This is a genomic window from Hydrogenophaga sp. (genome assembly GCF_050182545.1).
Classification (GTDB): domain Bacteria; phylum Pseudomonadota; class Gammaproteobacteria; order Burkholderiales; family Burkholderiaceae_C; genus Hydrogenophaga.
Window position 1 is genome coordinate 148738 of sequence record NZ_JBFXCD010000002.1, and the last position, 24228, is coordinate 172965.

Below are 24228 nucleotides of genomic sequence, written 5' to 3' on the forward strand. Positions count from 1 at the left end.
ATCCGGAGATGCAAAACGTTCAAGTCTGGGGCGAGACGGTGCGCCTGCTCGTCGAACTCGCGGCGACCGCCGCCTTCGCGCTCTCGGGCATTCTCATGGGGGCACGCGTTCGCCTGGACGCGGTGGGCGTGGCGGTGGTGGGCTTTCTGGCTGCGTTTGGAGGCGGCACGCTGCGCGATCTGCTGCTCGACCAGCGGCCGTTCTTCTGGGTGCGTCATGTGGAAATGCTGTGGGGAGTGCTCGCGCTGTGCGTTCTGGCGATGCTGTTCCTGCGCAAGCGGCACGTCGGGCTCACCGAACGCGCCATCCAGTGGCCCGATGCGCTGGGCCTGGGCCTGTTCACCGCCACAGGTGTGCACCAGGCCCTGCTGCTGGACATGCCGGCACTCGTGGCCGTGCTCATGGGCCTGATCACCGGCGTGTTCGGCGGCGTGTTGCGCGACGTCGTGTGCAACCAGATCCCCACGGCATTCCGCGACCATCGGCCGTACGCGCTGTGCGCCTTCGCGGGAGGCTGGTTGTACGTCGCCCTGTGGCAGGTACAGGCCCCAGGGTGGCTGGCCCTGATGACCTGCGTGCTGTTCACCGCCGGTCTGCGCGCCCTGGCGCTGTGGCGCAACTGGCAGCTGCCGGCCTGGAAGTTCTGAAGGCACTCACACCCGTTCGAGCACCAGCGCGATGCCCTGCCCCACGCCGATGCACATGGTGCACAGCGCGTAACGCCCGCCGGTGGCATGCAGCCGGTTGACCGCCGTGGTCGCAAGCCGCGCACCGCTGGCGCCCAGGGGATGACCCAGCGCGATCGCGCCGCCCCAGGCGTTGACGCGCTCGTCGTCATCCTTCAGCCCCAGCATGCGCAGCACCGCCAGCCCCTGCGCGGCAAATGCCTCGTTGAGCTCGATCACGTCCATTTGCTCCAGTTTCAGACCGGTCAGCGCCAGCACTTTTTGCGTCGCCGGTGCCGGGCCGATGCCCATGACGCGCGGCGCCACACCAGCCGTGGCCATGCCCACGATGCGTGCCCTGGGTGTCAGGCCGTTCTTCGCCGCCGCCGCCTCGTCGGCCAGCAGCAGCGCGCAGGCGCCGTCGTTCACGCCACTGGCATTGCCTGCGGTCACCGTGCCATCGGGTTTGACCACGCCTTTGAGTCTTGCCAGCGCTTCGAGGCTGGTTTCGCGCGGATGTTCGTCCGTGTCCACGATCAGCGGATCGCCCTTCTTCTGCGGCACGCTCACCGCGCAGATCTCGCGGGCCAGGTGCCCCGCCTTGATCGCCGCGACGGCCTTCAACTGGCTCGACAATGCCATGCGGTCCTGCGCCTCGCGCTCGATCTTGTAATCGGTCGCCACGTTCTCCGCCGTCTCGGGCATCGAGTCGACACCGTACTGGGCCTTCATGAGCTTGTTGACGAAGCGCCAGCCAATGGTGGTGTCGTACACCGCATTGGCGCGGCTGAAGGCGCTTTCCGCCTTGGGCATGACGAAGGGTGCCCGGCTCATGCTTTCCACGCCACCGGCGATCATCAGACCCGCTTCGCCGGCCTTGATGGCGCGCGCGGCCGTTCCCACCGCGTCCAGGCCGGAACCACACAGGCGGTTGATGGTGGCGCCGGGCACCTCCATGGGCAGGCCGGCGAGCAGGCCGGCCATGCGCGCGACGTTGCGGTTGTCTTCGCCGGCCTGGTTGGCGCAACCATAAATGACGTCGGCCACGGCCGCCCAGTCCACGCCGGGGTTGCGCTGCATCAGCGCCTTGAGCGGGATGGCGCCGAGGTCGTCGGTGCGTACGCTGGAGAGGGCGCCGCCGTAGCGGCCGATGGGGGTGCGAATGGCGTCGCAGATGAAAGCCTGGTTCATTTCGGTGTTCTCCTCGGGACAACCTGCGACTGTAACCAAGCCGAAGCCAGGGGCGTGCGGCATGCGGGACAATCCCCCACCATGTTCAGCCCTACCCAAGCCGACGTCCGGCGCTTCTTCTGCGCCGTGCATGCCAAGCGCCTGCAGCAGCAACCCATGGAGGCCATCGAGACGCTGGCGGGCCAGTGGATCGCCGAGCACCCCGAATACCACGCCGAACTGGCGGATGTCGACGCCGCGCTGACGCGGCTGGGTGAGGAAGATGCCGCGCGCGACAACCCCTTCCTGCACCTGTCCATGCACCTGTCGGTGAGCGAGCAGTGCAGCATCGACCAGCCCCCGGGCATCCGTCAGGCGGTGGAGCTGCTGGCCGCGCGGCGCGGCGACCTGCACACCGCGCACCACGAGGTCATGGAATGCCTGGGCACCATGTTGTGGGAGAGCCAGCGCGCGGGGCGTCCACCGGACGGCCAGGCCTACATCGACGCGGTGCGCCGCCGGGCCACCAAGGACTGAAGTGGCATGAAAAAAGCCGCTCAGGGAGCGGCTTTTTTCCCAGTGGCGGGTTCAGCTCACTTGAAACGCGACTGCGGCACGATCTTGAGCTCGCCTTCCACCGTGGACAGGTACTTGGCAATCTCGCGCATCTCGTTGTGGGTGAACTGCTTGGCGATGCCGGCCATGATGCCGTTGGAGCGACCGATCATGCCATTGCCCTCGACCGTGTAGGCCTTGAGGGCGAAGAACAGGTAGTCGGCGTGCTGCCCGCCGATCTTGGGGTAGCTCGGGTCGATCGGCTTGCTGAAGTTCGCGCCATGGCAGGACGCACAGGCGCCCTTCTCGATCAGCGCGGCAGCGGCGGTGCTGGCGCTGCGGGGCGTCTCGGGCGCAATGGAGTCGGCATGCGAGGCATAGAAGGCGCCCAGATCGGCCATGTCCTGCTCGCTCAGCGAACCCGCGATGCCGCGCATGGTCGGGTGCTTGCGATCGCCCTTCTTGTAGGCATTCAGGGCGGACACGATGTACTTGTCCGACTGACCGGAGATCATCGGCACCTTGTGGATCTCGGGGAAGCTGTTCTGGTAACCCGGAATGCCATGGCAGCCGATGCACATCTCGGCCTTCTTCTGGCCGGCCTGCACATCACCCGTCACACCCTGGGCATGCGCGGCCACGGCAACCGCTGAAAACGTCGCAGCGGCGACAAGGGTACGGACGATCGTGGGCAACATTTGGATCATTTTGCAAGCACAATGAATGAGGCGGCTGGAGAAAATCAACCGCCGATTATATAGACTGGGCAAGCCCGCGCGCCCGCGGCAGACTGGCCCTTGCGCCAGCCCCACCCTGTATTCCCCGCGCCACATTCCGCCCCAACCTTCCCGCAAGGCTTTCCATGAAATTCCAAGGCTCTGACAACTACGTCGCCACGCAAGACCTGATGCTGGCGGTGAACGCCGCCATCACGCTCAAGCGCCCCCTGCTCGTCAAGGGCGAACCCGGCACCGGCAAGACCATGCTGGCGGAGGAAGTGGCCCAGGCGCTGGACATGCCGCTGCTGCAGTGGCACATCAAAAGCACCACCAAGGCGCAACAAGGCCTGTACGAATACGACGCCGTGAGCCGTCTGCGCGATTCCCAGCTGGGCGACGAGCGCGTCAAGGACATCCACAACTACATCGTCAAAGGTGTTCTATGGCAGGCCTTCACGGCCGAACAGCCGGTGGCACTGCTGATCGACGAGATCGACAAGGCCGACATCGAGTTTCCCAACGACCTGCTGCGCGAGCTCGACCGCATGGAGTTCTATTGCTACGAAACGCACGAGATGATCCGCGCCAAGCACCGCCCGCTGGTCTTCATCACCTCCAACAACGAGAAGGAGCTGCCCGACGCGTTCCTGCGCCGCTGCTTCTTCCACTACATCAGGTTCCCTGATGCGGAGACCATGCAGCGCATCGTGGATGTGCACTTCCCCAAGCTCAAGAAGGACCTGCTGGCCGCGGCCATGAAGACCTTCTACGACGTGCGCAACCTGCCCGGCCTGAAGAAAAAGCCCAGCACCAGCGAACTGCTGGACTGGCTCAAGCTGCTCATGGCCGAAGACATTCCGCTCGAAGCGCTGCAAAGCGCCGACAGCAAGGTCAGCATCCCGCCGCTGGTGGGCGCGCTGCTCAAGAACGAGCAGGACACCACGCTGTTCGAAAAACTCGTCTTCATGAACCAGCGAAACCGCTGAACGGACGCGCCATGGCCTTCGTCGAAGCCGTCACCCTGCGCAACAACGGCATCGCCCTGGTGCCGCTGTCGCTTGAGCACGAAGACGGCCTGCGCGCCGCCGCGGCCGACGGCGAGTTGTGGAAGCTGCGCATCACCTCGGTGCCCGAACCGCACGAGACGCACGGCTACATCGAAACCGCGCTGAAAATGCGCGACGAAGGCCACCGATTTGCGTTTGCGGTGACCGACGAGGCGACCGGCCGGGTGCTCGGCAGCACCAGTTACCACGACATCCTGCCGGCGGTGAAACGGGTGGAGATCGGCTACACCTGGTACGCCGCAAGCGTGCAACGCACCCACGTCAACACCACCTGCAAGCTGCTCATGATGGGGCACGCTTTCGACACGCTGGGCTGCCACGTGGTGGGCTGGCGCACCGACAACTACAACTTCGCATCCCAGAAGGCCATTGAGCGCTTGGGCGCGAAAAAGGACGGTGTCATCCGCGGCCACGCGCTGCGCCGCGACGGCACCATCCGCGACACGGTGATGTACAGCATGCGCTCGGGCGAATGGCCCGAGGCCAAGGCGCAGTTGCTTTACCTGCGTGGCTTGCACAACTGAACCCGGGAGATCACGACCATGTTGATCGACTTCTTCTACACCCTGCGCTCGGCCAAGCTGCCGGTCTCGGTCAAGGAATACCTGGTGCTGCTCGAGGCCATGCAGGCCGACGTGGTGGGACCCCGCAATCCCGAGGCCTGTTCCATGGACGACTTCTACTTCCTGGCGCGCACCGCGCTGGTGAAGGACGAGAAGCACTACGACAAGTTCGACCGCGCCTTCGCCGCCTACTTCAAGGGCGTCGAGATGATCGCCGACTTCACCAAGCCCATTCCGGCCGACTGGCTGCGCCGGGAGATGGAGCGCATCCTGTCCGAGGAGCAGAAAGCCAACGCGCCGAAGATGGACTGGGACGAGCTCATGGAGACGCTGCGCAAGCGGCTGGAAGAGCAAAAGGAACGCCACGAGGGCGGCAGCAAGTGGATCGGCACCGGTGGCACATCACCCTTCGGCAACAGCGGGCAGAACCCGCAGGGTGTGCGCATCGGCGGCAAGGGCGGCAACAAGAGCGGCGTGAAGGTCTGGGAGCAGCGCGCCTACCGCGACTACGACGACACCCAGGAACTGGGCACGCGCAACATCAAGGTTGCCCTGCGCCGCCTGCGCAAATTCGCGCGCGAGGGCAACGACCTCGAACTCGACCTGCCCGACACGATCCGCTCCACAGCGGCCAACGCCGGCTACCTGGACATCAAGATGATTCCGGAGCGGCACAACAACGTGAAGGTGCTGCTGCTCATGGACGTGGGCGGCACCATGGACGAGCACATCCAGCGTGTCGAGGAATTGTTCTCCGCCGTCAAGAGCGAATTCAAGCATCTGGAGTTCTATTACTTCCACAACTGCGTCTACGACTTCATGTGGAAGAACAACCGGCGCCGCTATGCGGAGAAGTTCCCGACCTGGGACATCATCCGCAAGTACAACAAGGACTACAAGCTCATCTTCGTTGGCGACGCGACCATGAGTCCGTATGAGATCCTGCAGCCCGGCGGCAGCGTCGAGTACAACAACGAAGAAGCTGGCGCCGAATGGCTGCAGCGGCTCACGCATGCATTTCCCAGGTACGCGTGGATCAATCCGGAACCTCAAGGGGTGTGGCAGTATCGACAGAGCATCAGCGTGATCCAGCAGCTGATGGGCCAGCGCATGTACCCGCTGACCCTCAAGGGGCTGGAAGACACGATGCGACTGCTCTCGAAATAACCGCCGCATGAGATTTCCCTTCCCGGGCCACACCGCCCTGGTGTGGCCAATGTGCCTGTGCGCGGCGCTGCTGTGGCCACTCGCCGCGCACGCCCAGGGCACAACCGCGCCCTCCAGCGCGTCCGCGACGAGCGCGGACGACACCCCGGAAGATGGCACGGACACGCGCCGGTCCCGGACGCGCGCGCCCGCGGGCCCCCGTTTCGACATCCACATGCAGGCACCCGAAGCCATCGGTGACTTCCTCCTGCGCCACATGGAGGTGCAGCGCTACCGCGAATTGCGCAACCTCGACGCCAACGAGCTCGGCCGCCTGCTCGCGCTCGCGCCGGCCGACGTGCGCCAGCTGCTGGCCACGCTGGGCCATTTCTCGCCCACGGTCGAGGTGATCCCACCTCCCGGTCTGGGCGAGGCCGCGGCCGAGGACGCGAACAACAATGGCGGAGCCCGCGCCGCGCCACAGCCACTGGGCACGATCACGGTGCGCGTCGATCCCGGCCCGCTCACGCAAGTGGCCCTGGTCAACGTGTCCTTCGTGGGGGACATCGCCAACGCGCCCGAGGCCGCTGCGCAGCGCGCCGAGATACAGCGCGAAGCCGCTCTGATCCAGGGTCTGCCCTTTTCGCAGGCCGACTGGGACCGCACCAAGACCGCCGCGCTGCGCCGCCTGATCGCACAGCGCTATCCCTCGGGCCGGGTGCAGAACAGTCTGGCCGACATCGACGCCGAGACGCACGAGGCGCGGCTCTACATCGAGCTGGACTCCGGCAAGGCCATGCGCATGGGCGAGGTGAAGGTCCTGGGCGCCGAGCGCTACGACCCCATCACCGCCGAGCGGCTGGTGCGCCTCTCCGGCCTGACCCCGGGCAGCGACTACGACATCAACAAGCTGCAGGAAGCGCAGCGGCGCGTGGCCGAAAGCGGCTACTACGACTCTGTGTTCGTCTATGTCGAGCCCACCACCGATGGCGATACCCTGCCGGTGATGGTGCAACTGCGCGAGAGCAAGCGGCAGAAGGTGGTGATCGGTATCGGCGGCAGCACCGACAACGGCGCGCGCCTGTCGCTGGAGCACACCCACAACAGCGTGCCAGGCATTGGCTGGCGCGCGCTGAGCAAGCTGCAGCTCGAGCGCGACGACCAGCTCGCCAGCACCGACTGGAGTTCCATCCCCGACGACGACGGCTGGCGCAAGGTGGTCGGCTTGCAGCTGGCCGAGCAGCTCAACGACCTCACCACCACCACCAGCCAGCGCCTGCGCGTGGGCCGCACGCAGCTCGGCACCGAGTACGACCGCAGCTTCTACCTGCAATACGACCGCGCCCGAGTGGTCAACAGCCTGGTCCCCGACCCGGTCGCCGAAACACCGGAATCCTCCATCAGCGCCAACTACGCCTGGACGCGGCGCCGTTTCGACGACCTGATCTTTCCCCAACGCGGCTATGGCCTGGCGGTGGAGCTGGGCCTGGGTTACACGCTGGGCACCGACCGCCAGCCCTTCGGCCGCACGCAGGCGCGCTGGCTCACGTACTGGCCGCTGGGCGCGATCGCGCGCACCGCAGACCCCGTGCCCGGCCAGGCGCGCGACGTCTCCGCCCTTGCCCAGCGGCGCACGCAACTCGGCCGTCTTGCCCTGCGCGTCGAGGGCGGCGCCGTGGTGGCGCGCGACACCGCCCCGGTGCCCGAAACGCAGCTGTTCTTCACCGGTGGCGACAACACCGTGCGCGGTTACGGTCTGCGCGACATCGGCGTGCCACGCGACGACGGCAGCATTGGCCCGGGCCGCTACAAGGCGGTGGTGAGCCTGGAGTGGCAGCGCCCGATCTGGAACAGCGACCAGCGCTCCAACTGGGAACAGGTGCTCTTCATCGACGGCGGCGCCATTGCCAACCGGCCGGCCGACCTCGACCCGGTCTGGGGCGTGGGCACCGGCCTGCGCTACAACAGCCCGGTCGGCCCGCTGCAGCTGGACCTGGCCTATGGCCTGGAGACCCGGCGCTGGCGCCTGCACCTCAACGTCGGCTTCACTTTCTGACCCTGGCATGGGAACCGATCCGGACACCATCGCCCCCCCGCCCTCGCGCCTCGGCCGCGTGGTGCGCTGGGTCGCTGGCGGCCTGGGCGCGCTGGTGCTGGTGGCGCTGCTCGCCTTCGGGCTCTGGGCGGCGTCGCCAGGCTCGCTCGCCCAGGCCATCGGCTGGGGCCAGCGGTACATGGCGAAACAGGGCCCCCAGGTCGGTACCCTGGAGGCCACCGGCGTGCAGGGCAGCCTGCTGTCGGGCGGAGAGATCGGGCGGCTGCAGTGGCGGCGCGACGGCCTCACCGTGCAGCTCACCGACACCCGCCTCGGCCTGAGCGCGTGGTTCTGGCTCGACGCCCTGCTGGGCCGGGGTGTGCGCTTCTCGCAACTCGACATCGCACGCCTGAGCATTGACGACCAGCGCCCGCCCCGTCCAGCCACCCCACCCGAGCCGCTGCAGCCCATCGCGCTGCCGCTGCCCGTCACCCTGCCCTGGTCCATCGACGAACTGGTGCTGAATAGTGGGGAACAACCCCTCGGCCTCGCGGCCCTCAAAGGCCTGTACCAATACCGACCGGCCGACAGCCGCTGGAACCTCGGCGTGGCCGATGCCCACCAGCTGGACCTGGACAACCTGCAGGTCGCGGGCGGGCGCTACCAGCTCAAGGCCCTGCTGGGCGCGCAGGCGCCCATGCCCCTGCGGGTGGACGCGCAGGGCGTGGTCCAGGCCAGCGTGCCCGGCAGCGGCGAGCCCATCGCGCTGGAGGCCCTGGCCAGGATCACCGGCAGCCTCGCCACGCTGGACGCCACGCTCGACGCCAGTGCCAGCCTGAAGGCCCTCGGTGGTGCAGCGCCTGGCGATGCGCCCACGCTCGATGCAACGGCCCGCCTGCGGCCCTGGAAGAGCCAGCCGGTCGAATCGGCCGACGCCACCCTGGACCGCATCGACCTCGCCGCGCTCTGGCCCCAGGCGCCGGTGACGCAGCTCAGCGGCACGCTGCACGCCCGCCCCGAGGGCGAAGCCTGGCGCGCCGAGCTGCGCCTGACCAACGCCGGCAGCGGCCCGGCCGATCAAAAGCGCCTGCCCCTGGACCAGCTCGACGCCGATCTCGAACAGCGCGGCGCGCGCTGGACGCTCTCGAAGCTCGATGCGCGGCTGGGCAGCGGCCGCCTGCAGGGAGAAGGCTGGCGCGAACCTGCCAGCGGCGCGCAGGCCTCGCCGCTGGGCCAGTGGCAGGGCGAGTTCAAGGCCAGTGGCATCAACCCCGCGCAGATCTGGAGCGGCATCGCGCCGGCCGCGCTCGACGGCACCGTCTCTGCACGCACGGTCGACGCCGGCACCGCGAGCGCCGCCATCGACTTCGTTGCCCTCGTCGAACCCTCGGGCACGCAGCCACGGGCCAGTGCCCTGGCCGGCCTGCGCCTGCGCGAGCTCGACCTGAAAGGCCTCTGGCGACCCACCGCCGCCGACAACCCCGCGCAAGGCGTGCTCGAACTGCGCGAAGCCCGCCTGGCCGCGGCCGACGCGACGCTGGAGGGCCAGGGCACGTTCGACACGCTGGCGCGCAGTTTTGACGGGCGCATGGCGCTCCAGCTGCCTGGCGCGCAGCTCGACTGGAAAGGCCAGGCCGCGCATGCGCAAGGCCAGGGCGCGCTCGACCTGAACCTGACCGACGGCAGCCGCGTGCTGGCCTGGGTGCGTGGCCTGCAGACCCTGCCGGTGATCGGCCCTGCCGTGCGCAGCGCGCTGGATGGCCAGCCCAGCCTGCAAGCCGAAGGCAGTGGGCGGCTGGGCCTGGCGTGGCAGGGAGGCCTGGGCGCGTTCGGGTACCCGGCGCCCGCCACGGGCGCTGCAGGCTCCGCCGCGCCGCCACGGCTGCAGATCGACCTGAGCGCGCCGCAGCTGCGCCTCGCGCGCGAAGGCGCGGCCCGCACCCCAGACAGCAGCGCTGCGCCCCAGCAGACCATCGCCCTCAGCGCGCTGCGCCTGCGCGCCGAAGGCTCGCCCAACCGCCTGACGCTCAATCTCGCTGGCCAGGCCGAACAAGGACCCTGGCGCGCCACGCTCGACACCGAAGGGGTCTTGCAGATGGGAGGTGGGCGCCAGCCCGACATCGATACCGGTCGCCTGGAACTCAGTCGGCTGACGCTGCGCGCGGTCGACAGCGCGCGCACCGACCGCACGGTGGAATGGACCCTGGAGCACGCCGCCCCACTCGCGGTGCAATGGCAGGGCGCGCGTGGCAGCCAGGCATTGCAGCTGCGGGCCGACCCAGGCCAGTTGCGGCTGCAACCGGTGTTCCGCCGCAAGGCCACGCCGGCAACGGCCACGGCCCCCACGGCCACCACCGCGGCAGCGGCGGCCATCCCCAACGTCACGCAACCGATGACGCTGGCGTGGGAGCGCCTGACCTGGAACGCCGGCGCGCTGGACACGCGCGGCCAGCTCACCGGCCTGCCGCTGTCGTGGGTGGACGCGCTGGCCACCGCCGAGGGCGCGCGCAACGGTCCGCTGAGCCAGTCCGGCCTGGGCGGTGACGTCGTGTTTGATGGCAGCTGGGATTTGACGTTGCCCGCCGACGCCGGCACGCCGCCGCGACTCTCCGCCCAGCTGCAGCGCCGCAGCGGCGACCTCTCCGTGCAGACCGACGGGGCGTTTGACGCCAACAGCAGCACCGGCCTGCGCCTGCAGACGGGCATCCGCGAGGCGCGCCTGAACCTGGACACCCAGGGCAGCACGGTGCGCGCCGTGCTGCGCTGGGACAGCGAACGCCTGGGTGAAGCCAGCGCCGACCTGAGCACCTCGCTCAGCCCGCCCGATGCCGACACGCCCGCCTGGCACTGGCCCGAAGAGGCCCCCTTGCGCGGCAGCATCAAGGCCAGCCTGCCGCAGGTCGGGCTGTGGTCGGCGCTGGCGCCGCCCGGCTGGCGCATGCGCGGCTCGCTCGCCGCCGATCTCACCTTAGCCGGCACACGCGCGGCGCCCTTGTTCAACGGCAGCCTGCGCGCCGATGACCTGGCCCTGCGCTCGCTCGTCAACGGCATCTCGTTCTCGCGCGGTCAGCTGCGCGCCACGCTCGCGGGCGAACGCATCACCATCGAGCGCTTCTACCTGGAGGGCCGGGGCGGCGCGGACAACGGTGGCTCGCTGCTGGCCAGCGGCAGCACCGAATGGCGCACCGTCACCGTGGACGGCGTGCAGCGGCGACAGCCCTACATCAGCCTGCAGGCCACCGCCACCCGGCTGCGGGTCTCCACCCGCGCCGACCGGCGCCTCACACTCTCAGGACAGTTGCAGGCCGAGCTCGCAGGCCCGGCGCTGCAACTGCGGGGCCAGCTCACCGCCGACGAAGCCCTGTTCGCGCTGCCCGAGGACACCACGCCCAGCCTGGGCGACGACGTGGTCGTGCGCGGCACCGAGATTCCGCTGGAAGACCCGAACGCGTTCCGCGTGCAACCCGACGTGCTGGTCGATCTGGATCTGGGCGAGAACTTCGAGGTGCGCGGCCAGGGCCTTCAGACCCGCCTGAGCGGCAGTCTCAATGTGCGCACCACACCCGCCGCGCCCACGCCGCGCGTGATCGGCGAGGTGCGCACCGTGCGCGGCACTTACCGCGCCTATGGCCAGCAACTTGTCATCGAAACGGGGGTGCTGCGCTTCAACGGGCCCTACGACAACCCCACGCTGGACATCACCGCCGTACGCCCCAACACCACCCAGCGCGTGGGCGTGGTCATCAGCGGCTCCGCGCAGCTGCCGCGCGTGCGCCTGTTCTCCGACCCGGAACTGCCCGACAGCGAAAAACTCGCCTGGCTGGTGCTCGGCCGCCCAGCCAGTGGCGCCGGCGCCGAAGCCGCCGTGCTGCAGCAAGCGGCCATTGCGCTGCTGGCCAGCCGGGGCGGCGGCGGCGCGTTTGACGGTGGCCTGGCCGGCGCCTTCGGGCTGGACGAACTGAGCTTCGCCGGCAGCAGCACCAACGCCGACGGCACCACCTCGGCCGCCGCTGTCACGCTGGGCAAGCGCCTGTCCAACAAGCTGTACCTGAGCTACGAAAGCAGCCTCGCGGGCGCGGTGGGCACGGTGTCGATGTTCTACGACCTCTCGCGCCACTTCACGGTGCGCGCGCGAGCGGGAGACGAGAACGCGATCGATCTCATCTTCACCACGGCATTTGACTGACCCCCCGCGCCGCGCCGTTGGCGCGTCACCCCCCTTTCAGGGGGGCAACACCTGCGGCCCGGCACAGCCGGTTCCGCGGTGTTCTGGACCGGGGCGTCGCGCTCCGGATGTGTAGATGTTTCAGGCAGCCTGGGCTACGGCCGACTGGTTGGCGGCCTGGGCGGTCTGCTTGCGGATCTCGCTCTCGGCCGCGGCCAGCGCCTGGGCCTTGGGTTCGGGACCCATGGCCACGCCCTCTGCGCGCACGAAGCGCACGTCCGTGATGCCGAAGAAGCCCAGCACCGTCTGCAGGTAGGTCTCCTGGTGCTCCATGGCGCGACCGGCATCGCTGGCCGAGTACACGCCACCGCGCGTCAGCGCGACGATCACCGTCTTGCCGCCGGCCAGGCCCTTGGGCCCTTGTTCGGTGTAGGTGAAGGTGCGGCCGGCTTGCGCCACGCGGTCGATCCAGGCCTTGAGCTGGGTCGGGATGGTGAAGTTGTACAAGGGCGCGCCGATCACGACCACGTCGGCCGCCAGGAACTGGCTCACCAGCGCCTCGGACAGCGCGTTTTCCTGGCGCTGCGCCTCGGTGGCGGCGGCCTGGCCGGTGCGGAAACCCAGCGCATCGGCGCCCAGGTGGGGCACCACGCTGGCGGCCAGATCCAGGTGCTGCACCTGAGTGCCCGGGTGGGCGGCGACCCAGGCGGCCACGGTCTGCGCGGTCAGCTGGCGGGAAACGGACTGGTCGCCGGTGATGGCGGAATCGATGTGAAGCAGTTGCATGGAAATCTCCGGTAGGGGAAGCCACGCCGTGTGGCCATGGATAGATTGTGATTTCGCACCCAATCCCTGATAAGTAGGCAGAATTGCGACATATCGTTCCACCAACAGGACAATAACGCCCATGCAGGACCTCAACGACATGCTGTTCTTCGCCGAAGTCGCCGAGCGCGGCAGCTTCGCGGCCGCCGCCCGGAACCTGGGCCTGCCCAAGTCGCGCCTCTCTCGCCGGGTGGCGGAACTGGAAGCGCAGCTGGGCGTGCGCCTGCTGCAGCGCACCACGCGCAAGCTTTCCCTGACCGACGTGGGCGAGACCTACCTGCGCCATTGCCAGGCGCTGCGCGAATCGGCCCAGGCCGCCGCCGATGCCGTGGCCCACGTGCAGACCGAACCGCGCGGCACGATCCGGGTGGTCTGCCCGGTCACGCTGGCGCAGACGGTGCTGGGCGAGGTGATGCCGATTTACCTGGCGCGGCATCCCAAGGTGCGCGTCGAGATGGAGGTCAACAACCGCGTGGTGGACCTGGTGCAGGAAGGCGTGGACGTGGCCCTGCGCGTGCGCCTCACGCTGGAGGAAAGCGGCAGCCTGGTCATCAAGCGGCTCGATCAGGCGCGCTCCGTGCTCGTGGCCAGCCCGGCGCTGCTGGCACGCCAGGGCACGCCGTCCACGCTGGAGGAAGCGGGCCGGCTCGACAGCGTGGCGATGTCGGCCACGGACGGCCTGGTCAACATCCGCCTCACCAGCGCCGAAGGCCGCGAGGCCACCCTGCAATACGCCCCGCGCTACATCGCCGACGACCTGCTCACCCTCAAGTACGCGGTGCTCGGCGGCAGCGGCATGTGCTGGCTGCCCGACTACATGTGCGAGGACGAGCTGCGCGACGGCCGGCTGGTGCGCCTGCTGCCCGAATGGAGCACGCCGGTGGGCGTGGTGCACGCGGTGTTTCCCTCGCGCCGAGGCATGTCGCCGGCCGTGCGCTCCTTCCTCGACTTCCTGGGTGAGTACGTGCCGGTGTGCGGCAACCTGTTGCGCCGCTCGGTCACTGCGTAAGCACGCTCAGCCAGGGAAGAGGCGGGCCACCAGCGTGTCGCGCGCGCGCTTGAGCATGGGCAGGAAGGCGTCCCGGAACTCGTGCATGCCCATGCGCTCCACGCCCACGGCAATGCTCATGGCCGCCACCACCTGACCCTGCCGGTCGCGCACCGGTACCGCCATGGACCGCACGCCGACTTCCAGCTCGCCGTCGTTGGTTGCATAGCCTTCCTCGCGGCAACGCTGCACCAGCTCGACCACGCGCGGCACGCTGAAGATCGTCTGGCGCGTCAGTGCCACGCGGGGCATGGCGCGCAGGCGAGCCTGGGCTTCCTGCGGCGGCAGCCCGGCCAGCAACACGCGGCCCAGCGCCGAGCAATAGGCCGGCAGACGCGAGCCGATGCCCAGCCCCGCACTCAGGCTGCGCCGCGCCGTGGAGCGCCCCACAATGATCGCGTCGTTGTCCAGCAGCTGCCCCAGCGAGGCCGACTCGCGTGTGCGCTCGGACAAGGCATCCAGCAAGGGCTGCGCCAGCGAAGGCATGGGCCGAGAGGACAGGTAGGCATTGGCCACCAGCAGCGCGCGCGGCTGCATCCAGAAGCGCTTGCCATCGCTGTTCAGGTAGCCCAGTTGTTCCAGCGTGAGCAGGGAGCGCCGCGCGGAGGCCGGCGACATGCCGGTCAGGCGCGCCACCTCCGACAGCGTCAGGCGGCTGTGCTGCCGGCCAAAGCAGGTGAGCACGTCCAGCCCCTTCTGCAGGGACGTGACGAAATGGCGGTCAACCGCGTTGACCTCGGTCAACGCTGCAGGCGGATTCTTGCGCATAGCGCAAATCTAGCTTGTTCCAGCCCCTGTGTGTGGGGACACTTGCCTTCCCCATTGAGCCATCACGGAGACATCCCATGACCCATTCTTTCTCGCGCCGCCTTGGTGTGGCCCTCGCACTGGCCTCGTGTCTGTTCGGCAGCGCATTTGCCCAGTCAACCCCTTCGCTGCTGAAACTGATCGTCCCCTTCCCGGCCGGAGGCACCGCGGATGTGCTGCCGCGCATCCTCGCGGAAAAGCTGCGCACGCACTATGCGGCGGGCGTGGTGGTCGAGAACCGCACCGGCGCGGGCGGCAACATCGGCGCCGAAGTGGTGTTCCGCTCGGCACCCGATGGCAGCACCTTCCTGGCCTCTCCACCCGGACCGATCGCGATCAACCACCACCTGTACAAGAAGCTCGCCTTCGATCCCACCCAGTGGGTGCCCGTGACGGTGATGGCCACCGTGCCCAACGTCCTGGCGGTCAGCACCCGGCTGCCGGTGCAGAACGTGGCCGAATTCATCGCCTACCTGAAGGCGAATCCAGGCAAGGTGACCTATGCCTCGCAGGGCAATGGCTCCACCTCGCACCTGACGGCCAGCCTGTTCATGCAGCTGACGGGCACCGAGATGACCCACATCCCCTACCGTGGCACAGCCCCCGCGCTGGTCGATCTGGTCGGTGGCCAGGTCGATGTGTTCTTCGACAACCTGAGTTCGTCCGCGCAGTTCCACACAACCGGCAAACTGCGCATCCTGGCGATCGCGGACGCGGTGCGCTCGGCCGCCTTGCCCCAGGTGCCCACCTTCGAAGAATCGAAGGTGGCCGGCATGAACGCCGTCACCTTCTTTGCCGTGGTGGCGCCTCCCGGCACGCCCGCGGCCACCGCCACCGCCCTGCAGAAGCAGATTGCCGAAGCCTTGGCCATGCCCGACGTGAAGTCCCGCTTTGCCGAACAGGGCGCCGAGCCACGCGGCTGGTCGCCCGAGCAGACCGGCCGCTTCATCCAGGCCGAGTCCGACAAATGGAACAAAGTCATCAAGAGCGCCAACGTGACCCTGGAGTGAGAGAGAGCCCGTCATGCACGAACAGACCATCCACTGGCGCAGCGACGCGCTCACGCGCATTCCCTACGCGCTGTACAGCGACACGCAAGTTCCCGAACAGGAGCAGGAGAAGATCTTCCGCGGCAACACCTGGAACTATCTCTGCCTGGACGCGGACCTGCCCGAAGCGGGCAGCTACCGCACCACGTTCGTCGGCACCACGCCGGTGGTGGTGGTGCGCGACGGCGACGGCGAGGTCTACGCGTTCGAGAACCGCTGCGCGCACCGCGGCGCGCTGATCGCGCTGGAGAAATCGGGCAAGGCCGAGAACTTCCAGTGCGTCTACCACGCGTGGAGCTACAACCGACAGGGCGACCTGACCGGCGTTGCCTTTGAAAAAGGCGTGAAGGGCCAGGGCGGCATGCCGCCCGACTTCTGCAAGGAAGAGCATGGCCCGCGCAAGCTGCGCATCGCCGTGTATTGCGGCCTGGTGTTCGGCAGCTTCTCCGACGACGTGCCCGACATCGAGGAGTACCTGGGCGACGAGATCTGCCAGCGCATCGAGCGCGTGATGCACAAGCCGGTGCAGGTCATCGGTCGCTTCACGCAGGCCCTGCCCAACAACTGGAAGCTGTACGTCGAGAACGTCAAGGACAGCTACCACGCCAGCCTGCTGCACATGTTCTTCACCACCTTCGAGCTCAACCGCCTGTCACAGAAGGGCGGCGTCATCGTCGACGAATCGGGCGGCCACCACGTGAGCTATTCCATGATCGACACCACGGCGGAAAAGGACTCCTCCTACAGGGACCAGGCCCTGCGCTCGGACAACGACCGCTACCGCCTCAAGGACCCGTCCCTGCTGTCCGGCTTCAAGGAGTTCGACGACGGCGTGACGCTGCAGATCCTCTCGGTGTTTCCGGGCTTCGTGCTGCAGCAGATCCAGAACTGCCTGGCCGTGCGCCAGGTGCTGCCCAAGGGCGTGGACCGCACCGAGCTGAACTGGACCTACTTCGGCTACATCGACGACACCCCCGAACAGCGCAAGTTGCGCCTGAAACAGGCCAACCTGGTGGGGCCGGCCGGCTTCATCTCGATGGAAGACGGAGCCGTGGGCGGTTTCGTGCAGCGCGGCATTGCCGGCGCGAGCCAGCTCGAAGCAGTGCTGGAGATGGGCGGCGACGAATCCGGCTCCAGCGAGGGCCGCGCCACCGAAACCTCGGTGCGCGGCTTCTGGAAAGCCTACCGCCACCACATGGAGGGCTGAGCATGATCGACCTGCTGACCATCGCCGCCTTCAACGCCCGCTACGCCCACACCATCGACAGCGACGCGCTTGAAGCCTGGCCCGCGTTCTTCACCGAAGACTGCCACTACCGCATCACCCACGTCGAGAACGAGCAGGAAGGTCTGGCCGCCGGCATCGTCTACGCCGACTCGCGCGCCATGCTGGAAGACCGCATCGCCGCGCTGCGCGAGGCCAACATCTACGAACGCCAGCGCTACCGCCACCTGCTGGGCGTGCCCCTGGTGGAGTCTGCCGAGGGCGACACCGCGCGGGCACGCACCCCGTTCGTCGTGGTCCGCATCATGGCCACCGGCCAGAGCGAGGTGTTTGCCACCGGCGTGTACAGCGACCGGTTCGTGCGCAATGCCGGCAACGTGCTGCTGGCCGAGCGCGTGGCCATCTGCGACAGCACGGTGACCGACACCTTGATGGCGCTGCCGCTGTGATCACCTCGCAGACACCGCGTCGCCTGGCTCTGTCAGCGGGAGACCCCAACGGCATCGGCCCCGAGATCGCGCTCAAGGCGCTGGCCACGCTCGAGCAGGACCAGCGCGACCGCATCACCCTGTTCGGGCCCGCCGCGGTGCTGCAGCGGGCCGCTGCCGTCTGCGGGCTGTCGGCGCTGCTATCGCAGATCCGGCACGTCGAGGCTGGCTCGTTGCCCGACAGTGCGGCCGTGCCCGGCCGCATCGACGCCGCCGGCGGCGCATCCACGGTGGCATCGGCCACTGCTGCGCTGCAGGCCGTGCGTGCGGGGGACTTCGACGCGGTGATCGCTTGCCCACACCACGAGACCGCCATCCACCAGGCCGGTATCGCCTTCAGCGGCTACCCCTCGCTGGTGGCGCGCGTCTGCGGCATGCCGCAGGACGAGGTGTTCCTGATGCTGGTGGGCGGTGGCCTGCGCATCGTGCACGTGACATTGCACGAGAGCGTGCGCACGGCACTGAACCGCATGACGCCGACGCTCGTCGAGCAGGCGGTGCGGGCCGGCGTGCGCGCCTGCGCCCTGCTGGGCGTGAACGACCCGAGCATCGGCGTGTTCGGCATCAACCCGCACGCCTCGGAAGGCACGCTGTTCGGCCCCGAGGATCAGCAGATCGTGGTCCCCGCCATGGCCACCCTGCGCGCAGAGGGCCACCGCGTGGAGGGTCCGCATGGTGCCGACATGGTGCTGTCGCAGCGCCGGCACGACCTGTACGTGGCCATGCTGCACGACCAGGGCCACATCCCCATCAAGCTGCTCGCGCCCAACGCCGCCAGCGCCCTGAGCATCGGCGGTGACGCCCTGCTCTCCAGCGTGGGCCATGGCAGCGCCATGGACATCGCGGGCCGCGGCATCGCCGACCCCACCGCGCTGTTGCGCACGATCGCCCTGCTGTCGGGCGAGGCACGAACGCACGACCCAACGTCATGAGCCACACCATTGCCATCCAGGCGACCAACGTCGCCTTCGACAACCCGCCCGGCCAGAGCCTGCTCGACGCGGCCCTGCACGCCGGCATCGAGCTGCCCTATTCCTGCCGCAAGGGTGTGTGCGGCAGTTGCGCGGGCGGCATTGCATCGGGTGAGGTGCGCGGGTTGAACGGCGCGGCCATCCGCAACGACACCTGCGGCCCGGACCAGGTGCTCTACTGCCTGTGCGAACCCGTCACCGACGTGGTGCTGCAACCGGTGTCCTGGCAACGCATCGACCCCGCCGCGCGCAAGACCTTGACCGCCAGGGTGTACAGCAACCAGCTGGTCGCGGCCGATGTGTCGTTGCTGCGCTTGCGCCTGCCCGCCGGGCAACGCGCGAAGTTCCAGGCCGGCCAGTACCTGCAGGTCCGCCTGGAAGACGGCAGCGCGCGGTGCTATTCCATGGCCAACCCGCCGCACGAGAGCGATGGCGCCACCCTGCACATCCGCCACGTGGCCGGCGGCCAGTTCAGCGCCCGCGTGGCGCAACTTGCACCGGGCGACCTGCTCCAGATCGAACTGCCGTTCGGCAACGTGGCCCTGGCAGCCGAAGACACGCGCCCGATCGTGTTCGTGGCCGGTGGCACCGGCTTCGCACCGGTCAAGTCCATCCTGGACGACATGATGAAAAAACGCGTGCAGCGCGACATCACCCTGATCTGGGGCGCGCGCGACCTAGAAGGCCTGTATCTGCGCCCGGCGGTGGCGCGTTGGCAGAAGCAGTGGCCCGGCATGCGCTTCATCGCGGCGCTGAGCGCGGCTCCATCGGATGGCGCGTTCCCGGGTCGGGTGGACGCGGCACTGCGCAGCACCTGTGGTTCGCTGGCCGGTCATGTCGTCTACTGCTGCGGCTCGCCACCCATGGTGGCCGCCGTGCGCGCCGCGGCCACCGACAAGGGCCTGGCCCACGAAGACTTCCACGCCGACGTGTTCGTGCCGGGCCCCTCTTCCGCGCCCTCATAGCCGGAACGCGCGGTGCCCGCCCCGGGCGCGCCCGTACAATGCGGGCTCGTTTTCGCCGCCATAGTTCAATGGATAGAACGAGCGCCTCCTAAGCGCTAGATACAGGTTCGATTCCTGTTGGTGGTACCACCTGCAGGCCCGCTCAGCGCAGCATCGCGTAGCCCACGCCGATCGCCGCCGCCAGACCCACCACATCCGCGAACAGCGCGCACGCCAGTGCGTGGCGCGCGTGCTTCACGCCCACGCTGCCGAAGTACACCGCCAGCACGTAGAAGGTGGTCTCGGTCGAGCCCTGCACGATGGCCGCCAGGCGCCCGGGGAAGGAGTCCACGCCGTGGGTCTGCATCACGTCGATCATCAGGCCGCGCGCACCCGAGCCCGAGAGGATCTTCATCAGGCCCACAGGCAAGGCCGGCAGGAAGTCGGTGTTCCAGCCCATCGCGGCCACGGCCGCGCCGATGCCCGACATCAGGAAATCCATGCAGCCAGCCGCGCGGAACACGGCGATGGCGATCAGGATGGCGATGAGGTAGGGCACGATGTGGATCGCCACGCCAAAGCCCTCTTTCGCGCCGTCGATGAAAGCGTCGTAGACGTTCACACGCTGCCACGCACCAGCCAGCAGGAACAGCGCGACCACGCCCAGGATGACGCCCGCGCCCGTGGCGCCGGCCACGCGCGCCGCGTCCTCCGCGGGCAGCTGCGCCAGCGCGGTCACCGCCCAGGCCAGCACGCCCCCCACGGCCAGCACCGGCAGCAGGAAGCGCGGGCGCCACAGGGGCAGGCGCTGGCACACGGCCACCGCGAGCACACCGGCCAGCAGCGCGATGAAGGTCACGAGCAGCACGGGCAGGAAGATGTCGGCCGCGTTGAAGCCCGGGCCCAGCCCCTGCTTGAGCGCGATGCTCTGGCGGATGGCGATCACCGAGGTCGGTATCAGCGTGAGCCCGGCGGTGTTCATCACCACGAACATGATCTGCGCATTGCTCGCGGTGCCGGGCTTCTCGGTGTTGAGCGTCTGCAGCTCGCGCATGGCGGTGAGCCCCAGCGGCGTGGCCGCGTTGTCCAGGCCCAGCAGGTTGGCCGAGACGTTCATGGTGATCGCGCCCTGCGCCGGGTGGCCCTGCGGCACGCCCGGGAACAGGCGCCGCAGCAGCGGACCCGCGAGGCGGGCCAGCAGTTCGATCATGCCGGCGCGCTCGCCCACTTTCATGAGACCCAGCCAGAGCGCCATCACGCCCGCCAGGCCCAGGGAAATCTCGAAGCCCGAGCGCGCGCCGTCGAACAGGGCGGTGAGCAGCGCCTGCAGGATGCCGTCCTCGCCCAGCACCCAGCGCACCAGGGCGGTGGCGAAGGCCACGAGGAAAAGACCGATCCAGACCCAGTTGAGCGCCATGAGCAGCGATGGTAGCCGCTGATCACGGGGCGCCGCGCCGCAGGGCATGTCGAAATGGCCGCGTCCCGTTCGTCGTCCGTGTGGCAGCCAGCACACCGGGCCAGCACACCCGGGATTCATTCACCCCTTTTTCAGGAGATTCCCATGACGACGCAACTCTGCGCCTACCTGTCCTACGACGGCAACTGTGCCGAAGCCATGCGGTTCTATGCCCAGGTGCTTGGCGCGAAGCTCGAAGCGCTGATCACCTACGGCGAGATGCCCGGTGGCGACCCGGTGCCGCCCGAGCATGCCGGGCGCATCATGCACGCCTACCTGGTGCACAAGGACTTCGCCCTCATGGCCGGCGACGCGCCACCGGGCGTGCCGTTCTCGGGCATCCAGGGCTGCATGATGGCCATCACCTTCCCCACGGTGGCCGAGGCCACGCGCGTGTTCAACGCCCTCGCCGAAGGCGGCAAGGTGGGCATGCCGCTGGCCGAGACGTTCTGGGCCGACATCTTCGGCATGGTGACGGACCGCTTCGGCACGCCCTGGGGCGTGAACGGAGGGCCGCGCGACATGCCCAAGGGCTGAAGGCGACGCGCGAGGCGGCTACGACTTCGCGTCGGCGGGTGGTGGTGTCGTCACCACCTTGCCGTCTTTCACCGGCAGCGTGGCACCGGGTTTGAACGACATGCGCACCGTGCTCTCCTGCCCGTCGAGGCGGTAGGTGACGTTGTAGCCGCTGAGCTTCTGCGACTTGTCGTTCACGGTCCGGCAGCGGCGCTCGGTCGTCGTAACGACGTCCTTCTGCTGCATGTTCTTCTGCACCTGGTTGCCGGCGTAGCCGCCGGCGGCCGCGCCGGCCACGGTGGCCAGCGTCTTGCCGCTGCCGCCACCAATGGTGCTGCCCAGCAGACCACCGGCCACGCCACCGATCACGGTGCCGGCAATGCGGTTCGAGTCCTTCACCGGCGCCTGCCTCTGCACCGCCACATCCTCGCACAGCTCGCGCGGGGTCACCACCGTCTGCATGACCTCCTTGACGGCAATCACTTCGGCGGTGGCCGGCTTCGACAACGCCTGGTAGCCCGTGACACCACCGGCCCCCAGCACCACCATCGCCAGGCCCCCGACGGCGATGCCCTTCATCATTGACTTGTCCATGTGCATGCTCCTTTCGCAGGGCCCCAATCTAGCGGGGGCCTGTGTCGGGCATGCAGCCGGGTCTGTTACGGAAGGTAAGAGTTCACAACTGCCCCTCGGTCAGCGTGTCGAGCTGGAAGCGCCCGCTGCGGTCCCACAGCCAGGTGTCGACGTACTGCACCCGCCCGAAGCCGGGGGGCGAGGGAAACGGCGCGGCCAGCCGCACCAGCCGCACGATCTCGCTCATGACCTCCGGCGCATGGCTGGGCCCGCGCAGCCAGCGCAACGAACCCACGCGCCCGCCCTGATCAATCTCCGTCTCCAGCACCCCGATGGCATACAACATCGGTGGCAGCTGGCCGCGGTAGATGCGATCCGGGTACTTGCGGTAGAGATGGGTCGCGGCCTCGCGGCGGTAGGCCGCACTGGCGGGGGCCTGGCCGGGCAAGGGCCGCGAGAACGGGGCACAGCCGGCCACCAGAGCGGCGGCACCAGCGGCCGTGGCCAGCACCATGAAGTGGCGGCGTTGTTCTTTAATGGGTGGCAGGGGCAGCGGCATGGACGCATTGGAGCAGCGCAGGCCTTGCCGCACAAGCCGCCGCAACACCTGCTTACCGCTGTCGCAAAGTCCGGCTCAGCAGGATGACCGGCACCAGACCCACCAGCACCAGCGTGAGCGCCGGCAGCGCCGCCTCGCCCAGGCGCTCGTCGCGCGCGAGCTGGTAGGTCACCACGGCGAGCGTGTCGCTGTTGAAAGGGCGCAGCACCAGGGTGGCGGGCAGCTCCTTCATCACATCCACGAACACCAGCAGCAGCGCAGCGGCGGTGGAGCGCTTCAGCAGCGGCCAGTGCACGCGCGCGGCCAGGCCCAGGCCGGTGGTGCCGAGCATGCGGGCAGAGTCGTCCAGACTGGCCGGCATGCGGGCATAACCGCTCTGCACCGACTGCAGCGCCACCGCCGTGAAGCGCACCAGGTAGGCCCAGACGATGCCGAGCGCGGTCGCGGTCACCCAGTAGCCCACGCTGGACTCGGGCCGCACGGCCTGCACCCAGCCGACCGGGAGCAGCAGGCCGACCACGATCACCGCGCCGGGCACGGCGTAGCCCAGGCTGACCAGTTGCACCACGCCGCGGGTGACCTGCCCCGGGCGCGCCCGTTGCGCAAACGCCAGCGCCAGCGCGATCGCGGTCGCCAGCAAGGCCCCCAGGCTGGCCAGCCACAGGCTGTTGCGCGTCCACTGCACGAAGGCGGTCCAGGGCAGTTCGTCCCATCCACCAATGAGCGGGCGCAGCATGAACAGCACGGGCAGCACGAAGCCGAAAGCAATGGGCAGCGCGCACGCCGCCACGGCCAGCGCCGCGCGCCCCCCACGCAGGCGCACGGGCTGCGCTTCGGCGCTGCCGGCGCGCTGGCCGCGCAGCGTGGCAAAACGCATGCGGCGCTGCGCGCGGTGTTCCAGCCAGAGCAGCAGCGCCACCGTGGCCAGCAGCACGGTGGCCAGTTGCGCGGCAGCGAGGCGGTTGTCCATGGCCAGCCAGGCCTTGTACACGCCAGCGGTGAAGGTCTGGATGCCGAAGTAGCTGGCCACGCCAAAGTCGGCCAGCGTCTCCATCAGCGCCAGCGCCACGCCAGCGGCCACGGCCGGACGCGCCAGCGGCAGCGCCACCTCGCGGATGCGCCGCGCCAGCGGCGCACCCAGCAGACGGGCCGCTTCCATCAGCTGCGCGGCGCGCTCCGACAGCGCGGTGCGCGCCAACAGGTACACATAGGGATAGAGAGAGAAGGTGAACACCCAGACCGCGCCGCCGGTGCTGCGCACCTCGGGCAGCAGCCGCCCGCGCAGCCCGAAACTCTCGCGCAGCCACACCTGCAGCGGGCCGCTGAACTGCAGGAAGTCGGTGTAGGCGTAAGCCACCACATAGGCCGGCATGGCCAGCGGCAGCAGCAGCGCCCACTCGAACACGCGCCGGCCGGGGAAGTCGAACAGGGTGACGGCGCTTGCCGTGGCCATGCCGACCAGCGCCACGCCCAACGCCACGCTCGCGCACAGCACCAGTGTGGTTAGCATGTATTCGGGCAGCACGGTCTGCGCCATCTGGCCCAGCACGTCCCGCGCCGCGGCATCGAACTGCAACCACGACGCCCCCAGCGACAGCACCGGCAGCGTGAGCAACAGGGCCAGCAGGATCAACAGGGCCGGGGCAAGCCAACGCAGCATGGTCAAGGAATTCCGGGTGAAA

Annotated in this window: 22 protein-coding genes and 1 tRNA gene; 15 read left to right on the top strand and 8 right to left on the bottom strand. The window is 68.7% G+C overall.

Features of this window, described 5'->3' with window-relative positions; all coding sequences use genetic code 11:
- The first annotated feature begins 8 nt into the window (after nucleotides 1-8).
- On the top strand, nucleotides 9-647 hold the full coding sequence (locus AB7P10_RS02795) for a trimeric intracellular cation channel family protein (protein WP_428292321.1): 639 nt from the start codon (nucleotides 9-11) through the stop codon (nucleotides 645-647).
- Nucleotides 648-653: 6 nt separating this feature from the next.
- Here the strand turns inward: AB7P10_RS02795 and pcaF are convergent, their stop codons facing one another.
- A complete protein-coding gene (gene pcaF / locus AB7P10_RS02800; RefSeq protein ID WP_428292322.1) occupies nucleotides 654-1856 on the bottom strand; it encodes a 3-oxoadipyl-CoA thiolase in 1203 nt (400 codons plus the stop codon).
- An 81-nt stretch (nucleotides 1857-1937) separates the two neighbouring features.
- Here pcaF and AB7P10_RS02805 point away from each other — a divergent pair, with 81 nt between their 5' ends.
- Nucleotides 1938-2372: a DUF1841 family protein gene (locus tag AB7P10_RS02805; protein WP_428292323.1), complete on the top strand. Its 435-nt coding sequence runs from the start codon at nucleotides 1938-1940 to the stop codon at nucleotides 2370-2372.
- A 56-nt stretch (nucleotides 2373-2428) separates the two neighbouring features.
- Here the strand turns inward: AB7P10_RS02805 and AB7P10_RS02810 are convergent, their stop codons facing one another.
- Nucleotides 2429-3097: a c-type cytochrome gene (locus AB7P10_RS02810; protein WP_428292324.1), complete on the bottom strand. Its 669-nt coding sequence runs from the start codon at nucleotides 3095-3097 to the stop codon at nucleotides 2429-2431.
- A 155-nt stretch (nucleotides 3098-3252) separates the two neighbouring features.
- Between AB7P10_RS02810 and AB7P10_RS02815 the strand changes: the two genes are divergently transcribed.
- From AB7P10_RS02815 to AB7P10_RS02835, 5 genes are read left to right on the top strand one after another with little or no spacing between them, the layout of a single operon-like run.
- Nucleotides 3253-4095 (top strand): AAA family ATPase, encoded by an 843-nt coding sequence (locus AB7P10_RS02815; protein WP_428292325.1) that lies wholly within the window; start codon nucleotides 3253-3255, stop codon nucleotides 4093-4095.
- A gap of 11 nt (nucleotides 4096-4106) precedes the next feature.
- Nucleotides 4107-4700, top strand: coding sequence for a GNAT family N-acetyltransferase (locus AB7P10_RS02820; RefSeq protein WP_428292326.1), 594 nt, complete (start codon nucleotides 4107-4109; stop codon nucleotides 4698-4700).
- Between the two features lie 18 nt (nucleotides 4701-4718).
- Entirely contained in the window at nucleotides 4719-5906 is a 1188-nt protein-coding gene (locus AB7P10_RS02825) for a vWA domain-containing protein (protein ID WP_428292327.1), read from the top strand.
- A gap of 7 nt (nucleotides 5907-5913) precedes the next feature.
- The gene (locus tag AB7P10_RS02830; RefSeq protein WP_428292328.1) at nucleotides 5914-7941 is read left to right on the top strand and encodes an autotransporter assembly complex protein TamA; all 2028 of its coding nucleotides are present in this window, start codon (nucleotides 5914-5916) and stop codon (nucleotides 7939-7941) included.
- 7 nt (nucleotides 7942-7948) lie between these two features.
- Nucleotides 7949-12106: a translocation/assembly module TamB domain-containing protein gene (locus tag AB7P10_RS02835; RefSeq protein WP_428292329.1), complete on the top strand. Its 4158-nt coding sequence runs from the start codon at nucleotides 7949-7951 to the stop codon at nucleotides 12104-12106.
- 120 nt (nucleotides 12107-12226) lie between these two features.
- On the opposite strand, the gene AB7P10_RS02840 is transcribed toward AB7P10_RS02835, so the two are convergent.
- Nucleotides 12227-12871: an FMN-dependent NADH-azoreductase gene (locus AB7P10_RS02840; RefSeq protein ID WP_428292330.1), complete on the bottom strand. Its 645-nt coding sequence runs from the start codon at nucleotides 12869-12871 to the stop codon at nucleotides 12227-12229.
- Between the two features lie 121 nt (nucleotides 12872-12992).
- On the opposite strand from AB7P10_RS02840, the gene AB7P10_RS02845 reads away from it, so the two are divergent.
- Complete coding sequence (locus tag AB7P10_RS02845) at nucleotides 12993-13919, top strand: LysR family transcriptional regulator (RefSeq protein WP_428292331.1); 927 nt, start codon at nucleotides 12993-12995, stop codon at nucleotides 13917-13919.
- A 6-nt stretch (nucleotides 13920-13925) separates the two neighbouring features.
- Here the strand turns inward: AB7P10_RS02845 and AB7P10_RS02850 are convergent, their stop codons facing one another.
- Nucleotides 13926-14726 carry an IclR family transcriptional regulator domain-containing protein gene (locus AB7P10_RS02850; RefSeq protein ID WP_428292332.1) on the bottom strand — a complete coding sequence of 267 codons (801 nt, stop codon included), beginning with the start codon at nucleotides 14724-14726 and terminating at the stop codon, nucleotides 13926-13928.
- Nucleotides 14727-14803: 77 nt separating this feature from the next.
- Here AB7P10_RS02850 and AB7P10_RS02855 point away from each other — a divergent pair, with 77 nt between their 5' ends.
- The 6 genes from AB7P10_RS02855 to AB7P10_RS02880 all read left to right on the top strand — a co-directional run bounded on the left by AB7P10_RS02855 (nucleotide 14804) and on the right by AB7P10_RS02880 (nucleotide 19592).
- Entirely contained in the window at nucleotides 14804-15775 is a 972-nt protein-coding gene (locus AB7P10_RS02855; RefSeq protein ID WP_428292333.1) for a Bug family tripartite tricarboxylate transporter substrate binding protein, read from the top strand.
- 13 nt (nucleotides 15776-15788) lie between these two features.
- Entirely contained in the window at nucleotides 15789-17021 is a 1233-nt protein-coding gene (locus AB7P10_RS02860; protein WP_428292334.1) for an aromatic ring-hydroxylating dioxygenase subunit alpha, read from the top strand.
- A gap of 2 nt (nucleotides 17022-17023) precedes the next feature.
- Nucleotides 17024-17488, top strand: a complete 465-nt coding sequence (locus AB7P10_RS02865) for an aromatic-ring-hydroxylating dioxygenase subunit beta (RefSeq protein WP_428292335.1) — start codon at nucleotides 17024-17026, stop codon at nucleotides 17486-17488.
- On the top strand, nucleotides 17485-18459 hold the full coding sequence (locus tag AB7P10_RS02870) for a PdxA family dehydrogenase (RefSeq protein WP_428292336.1): 975 nt from the start codon (nucleotides 17485-17487) through the stop codon (nucleotides 18457-18459). Before AB7P10_RS02865 ends, AB7P10_RS02870 begins: the two co-directional genes overlap by 4 nt.
- A complete protein-coding gene (locus AB7P10_RS02875; RefSeq protein ID WP_428292337.1) occupies nucleotides 18456-19463 on the top strand; it encodes a 2Fe-2S iron-sulfur cluster-binding protein in 1008 nt (335 codons plus the stop codon). Before AB7P10_RS02870 ends, AB7P10_RS02875 begins: the two co-directional genes overlap by 4 nt.
- A 54-nt stretch (nucleotides 19464-19517) precedes the next feature.
- Nucleotides 19518-19592 (top strand) — tRNA-Arg (locus tag AB7P10_RS02880).
- A gap of 13 nt (nucleotides 19593-19605) precedes the next feature.
- On the opposite strand, the gene AB7P10_RS02885 is transcribed toward AB7P10_RS02880, so the two are convergent.
- On the bottom strand, nucleotides 19606-20859 hold the full coding sequence (locus tag AB7P10_RS02885; protein ID WP_428292338.1) for a nucleoside recognition domain-containing protein: 1254 nt from the start codon (nucleotides 20857-20859) through the stop codon (nucleotides 19606-19608).
- A 144-nt stretch (nucleotides 20860-21003) separates the two neighbouring features.
- On the opposite strand from AB7P10_RS02885, the gene AB7P10_RS02890 reads away from it, so the two are divergent.
- On the top strand, nucleotides 21004-21435 hold the full coding sequence (locus AB7P10_RS02890) for a VOC family protein (RefSeq protein ID WP_428292339.1): 432 nt from the start codon (nucleotides 21004-21006) through the stop codon (nucleotides 21433-21435).
- 18 nt (nucleotides 21436-21453) lie between these two features.
- On the opposite strand, the gene AB7P10_RS02895 is transcribed toward AB7P10_RS02890, so the two are convergent.
- The 3 genes from AB7P10_RS02895 to AB7P10_RS02905 all read right to left on the bottom strand — a co-directional run bounded on the left by AB7P10_RS02895 (nucleotide 21454) and on the right by AB7P10_RS02905 (nucleotide 24206).
- Nucleotides 21454-22008, bottom strand: a complete 555-nt coding sequence (locus AB7P10_RS02895) for a glycine zipper 2TM domain-containing protein (RefSeq protein ID WP_428292340.1) — start codon at nucleotides 22006-22008, stop codon at nucleotides 21454-21456.
- Between the two features lie 82 nt (nucleotides 22009-22090).
- The gene (locus AB7P10_RS02900) at nucleotides 22091-22546 is read right to left on the bottom strand and encodes a twin-arginine translocation signal domain-containing protein (protein ID WP_428292341.1); all 456 of its coding nucleotides are present in this window, start codon (nucleotides 22544-22546) and stop codon (nucleotides 22091-22093) included.
- Between the two features lie 52 nt (nucleotides 22547-22598).
- Complete coding sequence (locus AB7P10_RS02905; RefSeq protein ID WP_428292342.1) at nucleotides 22599-24206, bottom strand: ABC transporter permease; 1608 nt, start codon at nucleotides 24204-24206, stop codon at nucleotides 22599-22601.
- Nucleotides 24207-24228 lie beyond the last annotated feature (22 nt).